The sequence below is a fragment of the Paenibacillus sp. FSL H7-0323 genome, assembly GCF_038002725.1.
In the GTDB taxonomy this organism is placed as follows: Bacteria; Bacillota; Bacilli; order Paenibacillales; family Paenibacillaceae; genus Paenibacillus_AQ; species Paenibacillus_AQ odorifer.
Window position 1 is genome coordinate 2,803,333 of the sequence record NZ_JBBODB010000001.1, and the last position, 16,442, is coordinate 2,819,774.

Annotated in this window: 16 protein-coding genes; 3 read left to right on the forward strand and 13 right to left on the reverse strand. The window is 47.0% G+C overall.

All coding sequences use genetic code 11. From position 1 onward, the window contains the following. Window positions 1–112 precede the first annotated feature (112 nt). The gene (locus MHH89_RS12800) at window positions 113–1,249 is read right to left on the reverse strand and encodes a D-alanyl-D-alanine carboxypeptidase family protein (protein WP_235219379.1); all 1,137 of its coding nucleotides are present in this window, start codon (window positions 1,247–1,249) and stop codon (window positions 113–115) included. 373 nt (window positions 1,250–1,622) lie between these two features. Between MHH89_RS12800 and MHH89_RS12805 the strand changes: the two genes are divergently transcribed. Then, on the forward strand, window positions 1,623–2,636 hold the full coding sequence (locus MHH89_RS12805) for a serine hydrolase domain-containing protein (protein WP_076281407.1): 1,014 nt from the start codon (window positions 1,623–1,625) through the stop codon (window positions 2,634–2,636). A 110-nt stretch (window positions 2,637–2,746) separates the two neighbouring features. Here MHH89_RS12805 and MHH89_RS12810 read toward each other — a convergent pair whose 3' ends face one another. The 9 genes from MHH89_RS12810 to MHH89_RS12850 form a co-directional block, all read right to left on the reverse strand. Beyond that, window positions 2,747–4,078, reverse strand: a complete 1,332-nt coding sequence (locus MHH89_RS12810) for a pyrimidine-nucleoside phosphorylase (protein ID WP_036676056.1) — start codon at window positions 4,076–4,078, stop codon at window positions 2,747–2,749. A gap of 161 nt (window positions 4,079–4,239) precedes the next feature. Then, complete coding sequence (locus tag MHH89_RS12815; RefSeq protein ID WP_036676055.1) at window positions 4,240–5,058, reverse strand: purine-nucleoside phosphorylase; 819 nt, start codon at window positions 5,056–5,058, stop codon at window positions 4,240–4,242. A gap of 49 nt (window positions 5,059–5,107) precedes the next feature. Then, window positions 5,108–6,286, reverse strand: a complete 1,179-nt coding sequence (gene deoB / locus MHH89_RS12820; protein ID WP_076129494.1) for a phosphopentomutase — start codon at window positions 6,284–6,286, stop codon at window positions 5,108–5,110. Between the two features lie 242 nt (window positions 6,287–6,528). Next, window positions 6,529–7,422 carry a site-specific tyrosine recombinase XerD gene (xerD, locus tag MHH89_RS12825; protein WP_076281406.1) on the reverse strand — a complete coding sequence of 298 codons (894 nt, stop codon included), beginning with the start codon at window positions 7,420–7,422 and terminating at the stop codon, window positions 6,529–6,531. 159 nt (window positions 7,423–7,581) lie between these two features. Next, on the reverse strand, window positions 7,582–7,815 hold the full coding sequence (locus MHH89_RS12830) for a DUF4227 family protein (protein WP_036676052.1): 234 nt from the start codon (window positions 7,813–7,815) through the stop codon (window positions 7,582–7,584). A gap of 163 nt (window positions 7,816–7,978) precedes the next feature. Next, window positions 7,979–8,443, reverse strand: a complete 465-nt coding sequence (gene fur / locus MHH89_RS12835; RefSeq protein WP_036676051.1) for a ferric iron uptake transcriptional regulator — start codon at window positions 8,441–8,443, stop codon at window positions 7,979–7,981. Between the two features lie 90 nt (window positions 8,444–8,533). Beyond that, window positions 8,534–9,184 (reverse strand): stage II sporulation protein M, encoded by a 651-nt coding sequence (spoIIM, locus tag MHH89_RS12840; RefSeq protein WP_036676050.1) that lies wholly within the window; start codon window positions 9,182–9,184, stop codon window positions 8,534–8,536. An 82-nt stretch (window positions 9,185–9,266) separates the two neighbouring features. Beyond that, window positions 9,267–10,466, reverse strand: coding sequence for an endonuclease Q family protein (locus MHH89_RS12845; protein ID WP_076281405.1), 1,200 nt, complete (start codon window positions 10,464–10,466; stop codon window positions 9,267–9,269). Further along, a complete protein-coding gene (locus MHH89_RS12850) occupies window positions 10,457–11,029 on the reverse strand; it encodes an NUDIX hydrolase (RefSeq protein ID WP_036676048.1) in 573 nt (190 codons plus the stop codon). The genes MHH89_RS12845 and MHH89_RS12850 overlap by 10 nt, the downstream gene beginning before the upstream one ends. Before the next feature lie 77 nt (window positions 11,030–11,106). Between MHH89_RS12850 and MHH89_RS12855 the strand changes: the two genes are divergently transcribed. Then, the gene (locus MHH89_RS12855; protein ID WP_162636775.1) at window positions 11,107–11,280 is read left to right on the forward strand and encodes a hypothetical protein; all 174 of its coding nucleotides are present in this window, start codon (window positions 11,107–11,109) and stop codon (window positions 11,278–11,280) included. Between the two features lie 1,515 nt (window positions 11,281–12,795). Here the strand turns inward: MHH89_RS12855 and MHH89_RS12860 are convergent. Next, the gene (locus tag MHH89_RS12860; RefSeq protein WP_076304002.1) at window positions 12,796–13,923 is read right to left on the reverse strand and encodes a tripeptidase T; all 1,128 of its coding nucleotides are present in this window, start codon (window positions 13,921–13,923) and stop codon (window positions 12,796–12,798) included. 94 nt (window positions 13,924–14,017) lie between these two features. On the opposite strand from MHH89_RS12860, the gene prli42 reads away from it, so the two are divergent. Next, window positions 14,018–14,119 (forward strand): stressosome-associated protein Prli42, encoded by a 102-nt coding sequence (prli42, locus tag MHH89_RS12865; protein ID WP_094872112.1) that lies wholly within the window; start codon window positions 14,018–14,020, stop codon window positions 14,117–14,119. A gap of 70 nt (window positions 14,120–14,189) precedes the next feature. On the opposite strand, the gene lipB is transcribed toward prli42, so the two are convergent. Further along, window positions 14,190–14,909 (reverse strand): lipoyl(octanoyl) transferase LipB, encoded by a 720-nt coding sequence (gene lipB / locus MHH89_RS12870; protein WP_076304001.1) that lies wholly within the window; start codon window positions 14,907–14,909, stop codon window positions 14,190–14,192. A gap of 55 nt (window positions 14,910–14,964) precedes the next feature. Next, on the reverse strand, window positions 14,965–16,335 hold the full coding sequence (locus MHH89_RS12875) for a dihydrolipoamide acetyltransferase family protein (RefSeq protein WP_076184130.1): 1,371 nt from the start codon (window positions 16,333–16,335) through the stop codon (window positions 14,965–14,967). Between the last annotated feature and the right edge of the window lie 107 nt (window positions 16,336–16,442).

A 16,442-nucleotide genomic window follows, 5' to 3' on the forward strand; every position in this document is an offset into this window, starting at 1 on the left:
CAAGGACAAGGTTTCTACGTGGCAAATCAGGAATCCTGCCTCACGACAAAACTAGAAGAAAACCCCTATGAATCTACAAAGCACATGGGCGCAATCTACAAAAAAGCTCTTTTTAATCCATGCCGAACATCGAGCCTGTTGTACGTTTAAAGAGCTTCCACCAGCCTGCTTTTGCCACAGCTTCCCCTGCTTTAAGTTCATACTCTTTAATCACTTGGGTTCCTTGGTAGACAACCAGCTTGCCTATGGACTGGCCTTCAGCCACTGGTGCCTTCACGCTTTCTGGAAGTACTAGTTCGTGACGAATGCCTTCTTGCGTCACACCTTTTTTCAAAAGAACACTATACGTCTCTTTCGCCGTAATCGGCAGCTCGGACTTCACACCCTTCTCAATCTTAAGGGTACCGATAGCGTCCCCTTCTTTGTGAATAGTGTGGATCTTATATTGCGAAAAGAGATAGTCAAACATGCCCGACACTTCACTGTTACGTGTCTTCGTGTTCGGCTCACCCAGCACAACAGCAACAGCACGCAGACCGTCTCTTGCAGCCGTAGCGGATAAGCAGAATTTTGCTTCAGCGGTATATCCTGTTTTCAGTCCATCAGCGCCTGTATAGAAACGTACAAGCTTGTTCGTGTTTACCAACCAGAATGGTTTGGTGGAATCCTTACGCAGATAATCCTGATAGGAACCGGTATATTTGATAATTCTATCATGCTTTAAAAGCTCCCGGCTAATTACCGCAATATCGTAGGCTGAGGAATAGTGATTAGCAGCTGGAAGACCGTTGCAATTGGCAAAGTGGGTATCTTTCAGACCCAGCTCTTCCGCTCTTTTATTCATCAGATCGACAAACGCGCTCTCCGAACCCGCTATTTTCTCTGCCATTGCCACAGATGCATCATTACCGGAGGCCATAGCGATGCCTTTGAGCATCTCATCCACCGACATTTCTTCACCAGGCTCCAGGAAAATTTGCGATCCGCCCATCGATGCGGCATATTCACTCGTGCGCACCTTATCCGTCAGTTGCAGTCTTCCTTCATCCAGTGCTTCCACCGTAAGCAGCATCGTCATAATCTTCGTAATACTTGCGGGAGGCAGCTTATCATGGCTGTTCTTTTCATAAATAATAGTGCCAGTGCCTGCATCCATCAAAATCGCTGAACGCGCACCAGGCGCAAGATCTACAGCGGCAGCATTACTGCCAGAATCCTTGCTTTTTTCCTCAGCATAAGCACCTGACATCGGTCCTAGAACCGACACAACGATACAGAGCACAAGCACAGCAAAACGCATTTTTCTCACAATGGTTCCCCTCCTGAACGTTAACCTTCATATCACAGGTACTGTGTTCCAGTTTCGTCAGAAAGGGTGGAAATTATTCCATTTCTAAGTAAATAACTATAATAATTTATCCCAAGAAGTAATGATGTTGTCAATAAAAAAAGCCCAGCAGCAGTTGCAGAGCATTTTTATTATAGGGGAGATCAAAAGTTAATTCAAATTTTAAGTATTTCCAATTTTTCCGTACTCAATTAACCTCCCTTTAAAGGAAATTGGAATATTTTAACGAATGGTATTTAAGAACTTAACTGCTTATAGAGGAGTGAATATACAGATGAACCACCTTGCAGATTGTATTGAAGCAGAAGCTAAACAGAACAATTTCTCTGGTGTAGTGCGGGTACAACAACCTGATAAAGAAGTCATCAGCAGTTGTTACGGTTATGCCAATAAGTCGGATAAGCGCGAAAACAATATTCATACTCGGTTCGGCATTGCTTCCGGGTGTAAAATATTTACCGCGATCGCTGTCTGCCAGCTGGTCGATCAGGGATTGATTTCTTTTGAAAGTAGACTAATAGATTATCTTAAAAAAGTAGATTTTCCTCTCTTTAGTCCCAACATCACCATTCATCAGCTGCTAACGCATAGCTCTGGTATTCCGGATTATTTTGATGAAACAATTATGGATGATTTCGAGGATCTGTGGAAGGCACGGCCTATGTACACCTTGCGACAGCTTGAGGATTTTGTGCCGATGTTCCGAACCCTTCCCATGATGTGGACCCCTGGCGAACGTTTCCACTACAATAATGCCGGCTATATCGTGCTAGGCCTTCTGGTAGAGGAATTGAGTGGAATGACTTTTTCCGAGTATGTAGAGCAGCACATCTTTAAGCCTTGCGGAATGGAGCAATCCGGTTACTTTACGTTAGATGCCTTACCTGCTAACTGTGCACTAGGATACATAGAGGAAGAGAACGGAAACTGGAGAACCAACATCTACTCAATCCCGGTAAAAGGAGGCGCTGACGGTGGAGCTTTCGTCACTGCCCCCGACATGCAGCTATTCTGGAGCGGGTTAATCAACCATACATTATTGAGTCCAGTACTCACTTCATTATTGCTTACTCCCCATATACATGTGGATGGCGAAGGCTATTATGGTTATGGTGTATGGATTACCCTCCGCGAAGAAAAAGTGTTCAAATTTCACATTATGGGCTATGATCCCGGTGTTTCCTTCCGGTCGGCTATCTATCCAGCTAGTGGCGAGACTGTGGTCGTATTATGTAATACAAGCAGCGGGGCTTCGCAGATATTCAATAAGATTAATAATCAGTTATAAATATTGCACCATTGAGCAAAACGCAAAGCAGCGACCTTCCCGTTATGGGAGGATCGCTGCTTTGTTGTTTGTTTAAGGCCATAGCCATGACAATATTTATATTGCCTAGGCTAGTACCGTGTTACCCCATCTTTAGTAACAAGTGCAAATACCAAAGGTTGGGCAGGAACAGGTTCAGAAGTGATACGGTAGGCTTCTAACACCTTACCTTCAGCTTCCTCTACTTTCTTCTCACTGGCATCATTGATATGCAAGACTGCAAGCGTCTCGCCGATCTCTACAGCATCTCCAACCTTTTTAGAAAGTTGAATCCCCACAGCCAGATCGATTACGGATTCCTTAGTTTCACGTCCAGCTCCAAGCAGCATAGCCGCAACGCCAATTTCCTCGGCCTGAATCCCTTCTATGAATCCTTTGGTTTTTGCTTTCACTTCAATGAATCGCTTAGCCGTAGGGAGCTTCTCCGGAGAATCAATTTGCGATACATCTCCACCTTGTGCCTTCACGATTTGTTTGAACTTCTCTAGCGCACTGCCATCTTCAATATGCGTCATAAGAATCGAACGTGCCTCCGCTTCATCCTTGGCTTTGCCGCCAAGAACAAGCATCTGGCTGCCCAGAATAAGACAGACCTCCTGCAGATCCTTCGGACCGTGACCCTTCAAGGTCTCGATTCCTTCCTTAATTTCCAACGCATTTCCGATCCCGTAACCAAGCGGCTGATCCATATCACTGATAATCGCAACGGTATTGCGACCCAGATGCGTTCCAATGTCAACCATCGCCTGAGCGAGTGCTATAGAATCATCCAGCGTCTTCATAAAAGCACCGCTGCCTGTTTTGACATCCAGCACGATCGCATCCGCACCTGCTGCAATCTTCTTGCTCATCACAGAGCTTGCAATAAGGGGGATGGATTCAACTGTTGCAGTTACATCCCGAAGGGCGTACAGCTTTTTGTCTGCGGGTGTAATGTTACCCGACTGGCCGATAACGGCAGCCCCGATCTCCCCTACTTGGTCAAAGAAACGCTCACGAGCCATCTCGATAGAGAAACCACTGATGGACTCCAGCTTATCGAGCGTGCCTCCAGTGTGCCCAAGTCCGCGGCCGGACATCTTCGCTACCGGTACTCCAGCAGAAGCTACCAAGGGTGCCAGTACTACAGTTGTTTTATCGCCCACTCCGCCTGTGGAGTGTTTATCAACCTTAATGCCTGCAATTGGGCTAAGATCTACTTGATCGCCGGACATCGCCATTTCCATCGTTAGATCGCCGGTTTCCCGCGCGTTCATGCCTTGGAAATAAACAGCCATTGCCCATGCAGAGAGCTGATAATCAGGCACTTCACCTTTACTGTAGCCCTGTATTAAAAAGGAAATTTCCTCACGACTCAGCTCTCCACCATCTCTTTTTTTCTGAATAATATCGACAGCTCTCATATTACACCTGCACTTCACGGACAATTGCGCGAGCAAGTCCGATAAATTTTGGTCTAGTCAAATTAGTTACCTTCATTATCTGTTCAAACGTCAATGGCTCAAGCTCATTCACTTGTGTCATAGATTGGACCTCCCAAAAATTCATAATGCAGTACCCGAAATTACATTTTCGGAATAAAGCCCAACACCAGCTTCAGGAAACGCTCACGCACACGATCTGCAGTTTCCATAACCTCTTCATGGTTGAGCGGTTGATCCAGAATTCCCGCAGCCATGTTAGTAATACAGGAGATACCCAATACCTCGATACCTGCATGCCGGGCAACAATGGTTTCCGACACAGTAGACATGCCCACAGCGTCAGCCCCTAGATGACGAAGCATTACGATTTCAGCAGGTGTTTCGTAGCAAGGTCCCAGCAGACCTGCATATACGCCTTCTTTGAATTCGAAATTCTGCTGCGCTGCCGTTTCCTTCGCTACCTTGATCAGGCGGCGGCTATAAGCGGTTGACATATCCGGGAAGCGCACGCCCAGTGCAGGATCATTAGGTCCTATTAACGGGTTCCGTCCCGTCATATTCAGATGATCCGTAAGGAGCATAAGATCGCCCGGCGTGAAATCTGTGTTCACTCCACCAGCAGCATTAGTTACTAATAGGCTGGCTATACCAAGTTCTTTCATAACCCGAACAGGGAATGCCGTAACCTCCGGTCCATAACCCTCATACATATGAAAGCGGCCCTTCATCATCACGACACGGCGTCCTTCAATCATACCGATCAGCAGTTCTCCCTCATGCCCTTCTACAGTGGACACAGGGAAGTGAGGAATCTCATCATATGGAATGCTGATTCCATCGGTGATCAGATCTGCAAGCACACCGAGTCCTGAACCAAGGATCAATCCAATTTCCGGAGCCACCGGACATTTGTCTTTTATATAAATGGCTGCTTCTTGAATTTCTTTTTGAGTTAACATGCTATGAATGATCCTCCTTAATGAATGTTGTGGCGCAACCCACATTCTTTTATTGCAGTTTCGCTAAAAAGCTTGTCCCATACTGCGGCGCCTTCGCACCGAAATTATCAGCAATGGTTGCAGCAACATCCGAGAAGGTCTCACGAATACCCAAGCTATCTGGATGCTTAAGGCGTGGGCTGTAAATAAGCAGCGGCACATATTCACGAGTATGATCTGTTCCACTATGGATTGGATCATTCCCATGATCTGCTGAAATAATCAACAGGTCATCTTCACCAAGCGTGGATAGAATTTCAGGCAACGCCTGATCGAATACTTCCAGTGCATGACCGTATCCTTCCGGATCGCGGCGGTGTCCATATAAAGAGTCAAAATCCACCAGATTCGTGAACAGCAACCCGTTGAACGGTTGGCGAAGCTGCTCAATGGTAACTTCGATACCATGTTCATTGCTCTTCGTAGGGTAAGAAGCTGTAACCCCTTCACCTGTGAAAATATCGTTGATCTTTCCTACCGCGATAACATCTTTTCCGATATCAGCCAGCGAATTCATTACCGTTGGTTCCGGTGGTTTCACGGCATAATCATGGCGATTCGAGGTCCGTACGAACTTTCCTGGTTCGCCAACATATGGACGAGCAATAACGCGCCCTACGGAGAATTCAGGAGCCATAGTTAGCTCACGGGCGATTTTACACGCGCTGTATAGCTCTTCCAGTGGAATGATATCTTCATGTGCCGCAAGCTGGAATACACTGTCCGCAGAGGTGTACACAATCCAAGCTCCGGTCTTCATCTGCTCTTCGCCATATTCAACTAAAATTTCCGTACCGGAAGCCGGTTTATTACCGATCACTTTCCGGCCAGTTGCTGCTTCGAATTTCTCAATCAATTCTGCCGGAAATCCATCCGGATACGTATTGAATGGAACCTCAATTTTCAGCCCCATCAGCTCCCAGTGCCCGGTCATCGTATCCTTACCTACAGATACTTCCTGCATCTTGCCATAATATCCAGTTGGTGAAGCTACAGGTTCAAGCGGCGGCAGCGGAGCAATATTAGCTAATCCTAACTGCTGAAGGTTAGGCAGTTTTAATCCGGGAACACGGTTCAAAATATGGCCAAGCGTATGCGACCCTGCATCACCAAAATTCGCAGCATCTGGAGCTTCTCCGATACCTACACTATCCAAAACAATAAAACCAATTCGTTTAAATGAGGACATATTGTCTTCACTCCTTTTTTAATATAGATCGTTCGTTCATTCGTTTGCACCAACAAGAAGAAACGGCTGTACCTTCTCCCGGAAGTCAGACGCTTCCGTAGCTAGCGATACAATGTATCGCCTGTCAGGTATCCGTTTCTGCCAAAGGATAACCTGTGGAAAATTACCCATTCCCCAGTCTATCCTATAAGTATGATTCCATCATAACTATCTTACTCACAAAAAGCATCTTTGAAGCATGATCAGCGAGCTCTGGGATGATGGCTCTCATATACTTCCTTCATATTCTTACGCGCGATACCGTTATAAATCTGAGTCGTCGAAATATCAGCATGACCCAGCATTTGTTGTACGGAACGCAAATCCGCTCCACCTTCCAGTAAATGGGCGGCAAAGGAATGCCTAAGCGTATGCGGTGTAATATCCTGCTCAATGTTTGCTTCCCGAGCGTATTTTTTTATGATTTTCCAGAACCCCTGGCGGGTTAAACGCCCACCTAGGCTATTCAGGAACATGGCCGGCTCCTCCTGATGATCACGAAGCAGCTTGTCCCGCATAAGAGAAGTGTAAGCTGCTACACTCTCTGCAGCAATGGTTCCAATGGGAACCACTCGTTCCTTGCCCGAAGTCCCTGTACAACGCGCAAACTTCATGTCTATATGCACATCGTCTACGTTAAGAGAAATTAATTCAGAAACCTTTATCCCCGTTGCGTAGAGCAATTCCAGCATAGCCTTATCGCGCATCCCTTGTGCTGTACTCACATCTGGAGCAGCTAGCAGCCGCTCAACCTCCGAAACCGCAAGCACCATAGGTGGCTTCTTATCGGGCTTCATGGTTTCCATGTCCAGTGTTGGATCCTGCTCAATTAAACGTTCCTTCAGCAAATAATGAAAAAAGGCCCGCAGGGACACCGCGTTTCTGTTGAGCGTTGCAGTGGCTCTTCCCGCTCCGCGTAAGGAGCCAAGATATAACATCACATGAGATCTTCGGATTTCTTCGGGCTGCTCAACCCCCCGCTCTTCAGCAAACTCTAGAAACTGCGATACATCCCTACCGTAAGATTCCAGTGTATTCGGGGACAAGCCTTTATCTCCGGACAAATAATGTAAAAAAGGCTGCAAGTGTGACTTCATTATTTCACGCTCCTGTCCTGGCGCAGCTACTCTTAGTGTCTTCCTGCAGCACATTCAGCATGAGGCTTCAGCAGATGTGTACACAACGCTTACTCTGCATAAATCCACCCTAGCTTTCTTCGACATTCTTCTCGCTTGTTCCTGCTTCCTGCGTAGCTTTCATTCTCCGAACCAGTAATAGAAACGCAAGCGCTGCCGTGCATCCAGACCATCATCACCAACCTCGGCGTGATCAAATGCCCGAACAGCGGTGCCTTCAGGAATTCCATAGTTCTCTATCGGACTGAGCCATTCCCCTAACCAGCTCATAGCATAGTAGAGTAAATAGCTCAGAGCCACAAACATGATCATAAAATACAGCTTACGCACTGTTTTGGGCACAGAAACAATCATAAGGACGCCTCCTATTACATATAAATGAATTCTGCTCGTCCTTCATTTTATGCTCCAAAAAAGGCTGATATGTATGGCTCTAATAGACTAATCATTTAAAAAGCCCCCTCCGGTATAGGAACCGGGGAGGACTTGTGAAGTTAATTCTTAATATAAGATAACTTTAGGATGGATTTCCGTCTGTATTGTTCTTATCAGTACAGCGGTAGCAAATCCCATGGAAATCAAGTCTATGATCAAGCACTGTGAAATTAAACTCTTTCTCCAGTCGTTCTTCCAGCGGACCGAGCCAATCCTCGCGAATCTCATCCATACTGCCGCATTGCACACAAATTAAGTGATGATGATGATGCTTCGCAGTATCTGTTCGCAAATCATACCGGGCTACACCGTCGCCGAAATTGATCTTTTCTACGACATGAAGCTCACTGAGAAGTTCGAGGGTACGATACACAGTCGCAAGACCGATCTCGGGAGCTTTCTCCTTCACGAGCATAAATACGTCTTCCGCGCTAAGATGATCTTCCTCATTCTCCAGCAGCACTCTTAAGGTCGCTTCCCGTTGGGGTGTAAGCTTGTATCCTTGGGATTGTAACTGTTGCTTAATCTTGTCTATCCGTGCTTCCACCTGTCTCCCTCCCCCTTGGATAATTACCGCACCGGTCTTCAAACCACTTCTTCCATTATAGGGGGTGTCGCTTTCAGAAGTCAAACGCTTTTACTGCACAGTCAAGGTCGTCACCGCTTGTACAAGTGAAGGCGTGACCCAACGCATCATGGTTGGTGTAACCCAGGTCTCAAAACATGAAATACCCAGGATCAAAAGCGCCATCACAAATGACAATATAGTGTACATGGTAAAAGGACGAGTCACTGGCGTCCGGCGCTGTCCCATCACCCGGCTGCGGATCATCTGCAAGGAAAAAGCTATCGCAGCTGCACTGCTTACCAGCAGCACAGGGATCAGCACCAGATTATGTGGAGCCACAGAGACTAACGCGAACAACATCCCATGCCAAGAATATTGACTGACCAGACAGCCAACCGTAAAACCAATCAGTACCCCTTTTAAAAAATCAAGAATCAAAATTCCCGGCAGCCCAATGACCGACAACCCAAGAATCCAGATCAGTCCGATCCATTTCAGATTCAAGGCCGCTATACTCCAGTACGAATCAGGTGCGGCTGGCAGACCTTGCTGATCAACCGTAACAAAGAAATTCCCCAGATAATCCCCCAGCTCCTGCTGCTGATCCATCGTAAGCGCACTAACGATAAGAGCTCCAAATACAACACCTACCAGAAATAATACGCCGACAAAAATATACAGAGGCGTCTGTTCCTTCATCATCAGCCGTAAATTACGCATTTGGGACGTTCCCCTTTCCGGTTACATGTTACACCATATGAGAAAACGTCCCGCGATATGACTTGTCCTTCAGGTAATGACTCTACTTTATGGGCTGAACCACTTTACCGTACGTCCCGCCACCGCCTGCTGATAGCTCCAAAATTCCAGAGCGGGCCTGGACGATCATCGACGCCAGATCCGCACCTACAACGCTGGCAATTTCCGCTTCACCACAACCATGTAAAATGTTCATCTCAGTTCCAAACGCTTGCAGTAACGCGTTCATCTTCGCCTTCCCTAACCCCGGGATAAATTCAAGCGGAACCTGATAATGATAGGGTGGACGGTCAGCAGGCACTAACGGGGTCTTGCGGTCCGCAATATCTAGGATCCGGTCGAAGACACCTCTAACCAGCTTAAGACTGCCGCAATATTGGCAACGGTCCGAGTTGACATAAGCCTCATCAATAATACTGCCACAGCCCCCGCAATAGCTCCGGTGGTATTTGCCAAGCCGCGGATTAAGTCCGAAATTAGCTCTTACCTTCCGCCCATCTTTACGTTCCAGTGCAAGCCGCAGTTCAGCGAACGAAGGCCGTGCCAGCTCCATCACATTATACTCACGCCCTAACTTACCCAGTGAATGCGCATCTGAGTTGGTTAGAAACGTGAAATTATCCAGCTCAGAGAGATATCCAGCCATTTCGGAATCTGCACTCAGCCCAAGTTCAACCGCAGCTATGCGGTCCAGATCAAAGATGTCCGCCATACGCTCGGCAGCACAGCCGTACAAGCCCTTGTGAGGCGTGAAAATATGTGCAGGGATAAGAATGCCTCCCCGGCCGTAAATCTCATCCTGAAGCTCCCTAGCCGGAGCATACAGGCGTTGGGAACTTAGATTCACGTTCCGCATATAGCGGCTCATCCACGCACTAAAGTCGGTCATGCGTTCCACGTCCGGCATGTAAGCGAGCACATGGCACTCTTTTCGCCCTGGCTCGCGGATTTCAATCTCTGTTCCCAGAATGATCGTAGTCCCTCGGTAAGCAATGCCTCCACCTTCAGCTAATGTCATCTCTCCAGATTCCAAAGACCGCTGAATATCCCGCAGGACGCCAGGTGAATGACTATCTATAATACCGATCATTTCTAGTCCTTTGCGCTCTGCAGCTTCTTTGGCAATGCCCGCAAAGGTAAGCTCGCGGCTGCCGCTAATTTTGACAGCCTGACCTTCCGACGTTCGCCCAATATGAACATGCAAATCGCAATAGAAACTCTTCAGTTCAGTTGTTAATTCCATTGGCCTGTCAGCGTGTATAGATGCCAAGCGTACACTGCCATCATCGTTTTTGCATCCGCGATGCGCCCGTCAGCCATATATTGATACGCTTCCTCCAGGGTAAGCTCCGAAACCTCTAGAAATTCATCCTCGTCCAGTGACATGTCCCCTGGTTGAGCGTTAGTAGTCACATACAAATGAATAATCTCATCGGCGAAGCCGGGAGAAGTATAGAAAGATTTAAGCAATTTCAGATCTCCACTGTGAAATCCAGTCTCTTCCTGAAGTTCACGACCAGCCGCAACTAATGGATCTTCACCTTTATCCAGCTTCCCAGCCGGAATTTCTACCTCAGTGCGTTGCATGGGCTGACGGTATTGCTCTACAACAAGCATTTTGTTGTTGTTTAAAGCAAGCACCGCTACGGCGCCGGGATGCTTCACAACTTCACGTGTCGCAGTATTTCCATCAGGCAGTCTCACTGTGTCCACCTGCAAAGATATAATCTTCCCATCAAAAACAGGCTGTGTAGACAATGTCACTTCATCAAGCTCGGGTTTGCTGTGCAAATGTTGTTCTCCCATAAAGTTTCTGGTCTCCTTTTTCTCTATTGTGCATACGGTGTATTATAGCAAACTTAAAGGGAAAGAAGGAATTTCAGATGAATGAAATCTTCAGCCGTACAAGCTCATCCGCAGTTATGATGGTAGGTAAGCCGGAGGAAATAAAGGCCATCTTGGCTGGATGGATCCAGCAGTATGGGCGCGATATGCCCTTGGCATACATTCTTTCCCTGCACGATCAATCCGCAATCCTTCCGTCCAAGGCAGGATGAATTCATCCTCTCCTTTGGGACTTAGCCATACATGTTCACACAACTATAGGGGTGTCTCAAAAGCCATGAAATGGCTGCTGGGGCACCCCAGTCTTTTTGCGTCGCCCCGATTAGGGGGGCTATCGTGCTTACGCTGCAGGTATTGGGCACAGGTTGATTGATTAAGCGACTAATAGGCTTACGATGCTGGCATCAGACACAACTTGTTGATCGCTCACCATGCTGGCGTCAGACACAACTTGTTGATCGATCACGATGCTGATATCTAGCACAAGTTGTTTGATTAGGTTGCTATTGCGCCTACCTTTGTACGCTATCGGACTCGGTTGACCTTTAACACACCTTTTCCGCACTTTTGCTATGCTATCGGACCCCAGTGACGCTATCGGCACGAAAAACACACTTTATGCTCCTCTTCTTATGGAATAGCTGCGCTCGTGTCCGATACTCTGCTCAAATGGCGATAATTTTGCTTTTAGCGTCATCTGGGTCCTTTCGCCTCAACAGAGGGGGCGGACTTGGCGCTGTCGCTCTCTGCCCATTGGAAGTGACTCGCGCTATCGGACTCGGTTGACCTTTAACACACCTTTTCCGCACTTTTGCTATGCTATCGGACCCCAGTGACGCTATAGGCACGAAAAACACACTTTATGCTCCTCTTCTTATGGAATAGCTGCGCTCGTGTCCGATACTCTGCTCAATTGGCGATAATTTTGCTTTTAGCGTCATCTGGGTCCTTTCGCCTCAAGTGAGGGGGCGGACTTGGCGCTGTCGCTCTCTGCCCATTGGAAGTGACTCGCGCTATCGGACACAGCTGCACTTAAACACACCTTTTCCCCACTTTTGCTATGCTATCGGACCCCAGTGACGCTATCGGCACGAAAAACACACTATATGCTCCTCTTCTTAAGGAATAGCTGCGCTCGTGTCCGAAACTCTGCTCAATTGGCGATAATTTTGCTTTTAGCGTCATCTGGGTCCTTTCGCCTCAAAAGAGGGGGCGGACTTGGCGCTATCGGTTGTGTCTCTGTGCTATGTGATGTGTCTCAGTACTATCGAATGTGACTCGTTGCTGACTCTGCGCTGTGTAATGTGTCTCTGTGTTATCGAATGCGACTCTTTGCTGTGTGTGACTCGCGCTATCGGACACAGCTGCACTTAAACACACCTTTTCCCCACTTTTGCTATGCTATCGGACCCCAGTGACGCTATCGGCACGAAAAACACACTATATGCTCCTCTTATTAAGGAATAGCTGCGCTCGTGTCCGATACTCTGCTCAAATGGCGATAATTTTGCTTATAGCGTCATCTGGGTCCTTTCGCCTCAAGAGAGGGGTGGCATCCGGGCATTCCGGAAATTTCTACTTCGAGACTCGCCAAAAGCGGCATTAGAGGTCGCATGACTTTTTTGGGATTACCCTAAATATAGCTGCACTAAACTCCCCATAAAAAAAATACAGAGCAGCGATCCTCCGTTACGGTAGAATCGCTGCTCTGCTGTTTTATAAGGTGGTTAGCCCTTTACGCTCTCTTTTACAATATTCACAACGAGTTCAGCCACTTTAACGATATCTTCGGCTTTAATCCGTTCCTTGGTAGTATGGATATGTTCATAACCCACTGCAAGGTTAACAGTCGGAACATCTAGACCGTTGAACACGTTCGCGTCACTACCTCCGCCAGAGTGGAACAGACGTGGAGTAAGCCCCATAGAAGTAATGGCCCGCTGTGCAAGCTGCACTACCGGATCATGTTCATTAAAGCTAAAAGCAGGGTAGATGATTTCACTGCGGAATTCGCATTCTGCGCCGTATTCCCGCACAGTTGTCTCGAGCGCTTCGCGCATCGAAGCGATTTGATCGCCAACCTTCTCCTGCACAATACTGCGTGCTTCTGCATCCAGCTGGACGTGATCGCACACTACATTCGTTGGGCCGCCGCCAGCGAACTTTCCAATATTCGCTGTGGTTTCGTTATCAATACGACCCAGCTTCATGGCTGCAATCGCTTTGCTAGCGACTTGAATTGCGCTGATGCCGTCCTCTGGGTTCACGCCAGCATGAGCCGATTTTCCAAAGATTTGCATCGTGATTTTAGCCTGTGTCGGTGCTGCCACCGCAATCGCTCCAACTTCACCATTGGAATCTAGTGCAAAGCCGAAGTCAGCGTCCAAGTTACTTGGATCCATCGAACGTGCGCCCAGCAATCCAGATTCTTCACCCGCTGTAATCACGAATTGAATCTGACCATGCGGAAGCTTTTGCTCTTGGATCACACGAATGGCTTCGAACAATGCCGCAAGCCCTGCTTTGTCATCAGCTCCAAGAATCGTAGTGCCATCACTTGTAATCCATCCATCTGAACCAAGTGTAGGCTTGATATTTTGTCCGGGAACAACCGTATCCATATGGCAAGTGAACAGAAGCTTTGGAGCAACTCCTCCATTCTCAGCTGGCCAGGTAATAAATAGATTACCTGCTCCATGTCCGGTTCTTTCCTGGGAATCGTCTTCGAGCACTTCTAAACCCAGTTCGTTAAACTTACTCTTAAGGACATCGGCAATCTGCCGTTCATTTCTTGTTTCACTATCAACTTGGACAAGTTCCATAAACTCCTGAATCAATCGGTCTTGTGAAATCACTGGACTTCCCTCTCTTTCGTGAATACGGTACAATGGTTGTACGGCATTACCATCTTCATGTTAATAACTTAAACTAAATCTAAAGGAGTTACCCATGCAACGTAATAAATGGTTCAAGATCTTCATCTACGTCATGTTGTTTGCCATGATTGCCTCTACGCTCTTTATGGTTATCGAGCCGTTCCTTGCAGGTTAAACATTGCTCAGGAAGCATTAATAATAGCGGCTAGGAACTCCTTGCCGCTATTTGGCCTGCACGTTTGTTCTTAATCAGCCTTTGCCATATCACAGAAAGTATCCATCAGCTCTTCATATGGAAAATGTTTCAAGAAGTATGGAACCAGCTCTCTAGCCACCTCTTGAAGCTCAAATCGACGACCTGCACATTCCTCTAGAGAAGTTATCCCAAAATCGGTGATTCCGCATGGAATAATCCCTTGAAACCCGCGCGCCGCAATCCCCTCAGAAATGTTAAAAGCAAAACCATGACTGGTAATAAAACCTCTTCTAAATTTACTCTTATTAAACTTCACACCTATAGCACAGATCTTCTCATCGCCAACCCATACTCCGGTGTACTCCGGTTTACGATCTCCGGCAATACCGTAGGATGCCAAATAATCAATAATAACAGCCTCCAGACTGCGCAAGTACCCATGCAAATCCACTTTGCCATCTTCTCCGAGCTTAAGGATCGGATAACCTACAAGCTGACCGGGTCCGTGATATGTAATATCTCCTCCGCGATCGATTTCAAACAGCGCGATTCCTTTTTCTTCGAGCTGCTTTTGATCCAAGAGAAGATGTTCAGGATGATTTTGTGAACCAATAGTATAGGTAGGCGGATGCTGCAAAAGAATAAGTCTCTCCGGCTGCTCGCCAGAATCAATGGCATGCACACTTTCTTTTTGCAGCTCCCAGGCCGTCCCATACTCCATAATAGGGTCATATGAAATCTGCAGCTTACGAATATCCGAATTATTCATACCGTCAGGTCCCCTTTTTCAGTCTCATGCCTGCACAGTTTGGCTCGTTATTATTTTAGTAAAGTTTCGTATCCGGGGTATATCCTTCAATGTTATCCTTGACGCGTTGCAAGAAACGACCACAAATGACTCCGTCCAGAATCCGATGATCGAGCGACAGACAAATATTAGCCATTGATCGCACACCTATCATATCGTTAATGACCACAGGTCTTTTTACAATCGATTCAAATGTTAAAATCGCTGCCTGTGGATAGTTAATGATTGGATAAGAAAGAATGGAGCCAAACGAGCCTGTATTATTTACAGTGAAAGTCCCTCCCTGCAAATCTTCCAGGCTCAGTTTGCCTTCGCGTGTTTTTTGTGCCAATTCATCAATCTCACGAGCCAACCCAGCGACATTTTTCTGATCAGCCTTCTTAATCACAGGAGTGATAACCGAATCTTCTGTACCTACCGCTAACGAGATATTGATATCACGTTTGACAATAATTTTGTCTACAGCCCAGACAGAGTTCATAATCGGGTAATCCTTAATCGCACTCACAACAGCCTTCATCATGAAAGCCAGATAGGTTAGATTGATACCTTCTTTACGCTTGAACTCATCCTTATGTTTATTGCGCAGTGCGACCAGATTAGTCACGTCTACCTCAATCATTGTCCAAGCATGCGGAATCTCAGAGACACTTTGACGCATTCTTGTAGCAATTGTATTCCGGATTGGCGTTACATCAATCAGGTATTCAGAACTGCTGCCTCTGCCACCCTCAACTTCAATTGTTGGAATACGAGGAGATTCGCTCAAGTGTAGACCCGAATGGCGAAGTGGCTCTTCTGCCTTCTTCTCTTGGGCTTGAACGAACTGTGGAGCAGGCGGTTGTGACGCCATTGGGGCAGGCTGGCTAGCAGAAATCGAAGCAGCAGATCTAGCTCCGCCGCTTTCGAGGAAAGTCAGCACATCCTTACGGGTAATCCGACCACCCATACCAGTACCAGCAACTAAGGTCAGATCGATGTTATGTTCAGCAGCCAAAGTCTGTACCGCAGGAGAATAGCGTGCACGCATCATATCGCCAGCAGTTGAAGTCGCACTTTGTCCTGCAGCATTATTAGAGGAATTAGCTGCAACTGTGTTAGTGTTAGTCACGTTTGCAGCAGCAGATGCAGTCACAGGCACGGCTATACGACAAATGACTTCGCCGACATTGACAACCTGGCCTTCTTCCGCCAATAGTTCACCCATAACTCCATCTATCGTTGAAGGTAATTCAGCATTTACTTTATCTGTAATAAGCTCACATATTGGTTCGTATTGCTCTACCGGATCGCCCGGTTTCTTCAGCCATTTACCGATCGTCGCCGATACTAGCGATTCCGCCAGCTGCGGCATGATCACGTCAGTCAACTTTTGGTTGTCAGACATCTTTTCACTCCTTAAAAGTTTTACGAAGCATTGACTCTTAGAAAGACTACATAGTAAAACTTGCTTCGTAAGCATATTCTTAAAGTTTTACGAAGCTTCGTCAGCAT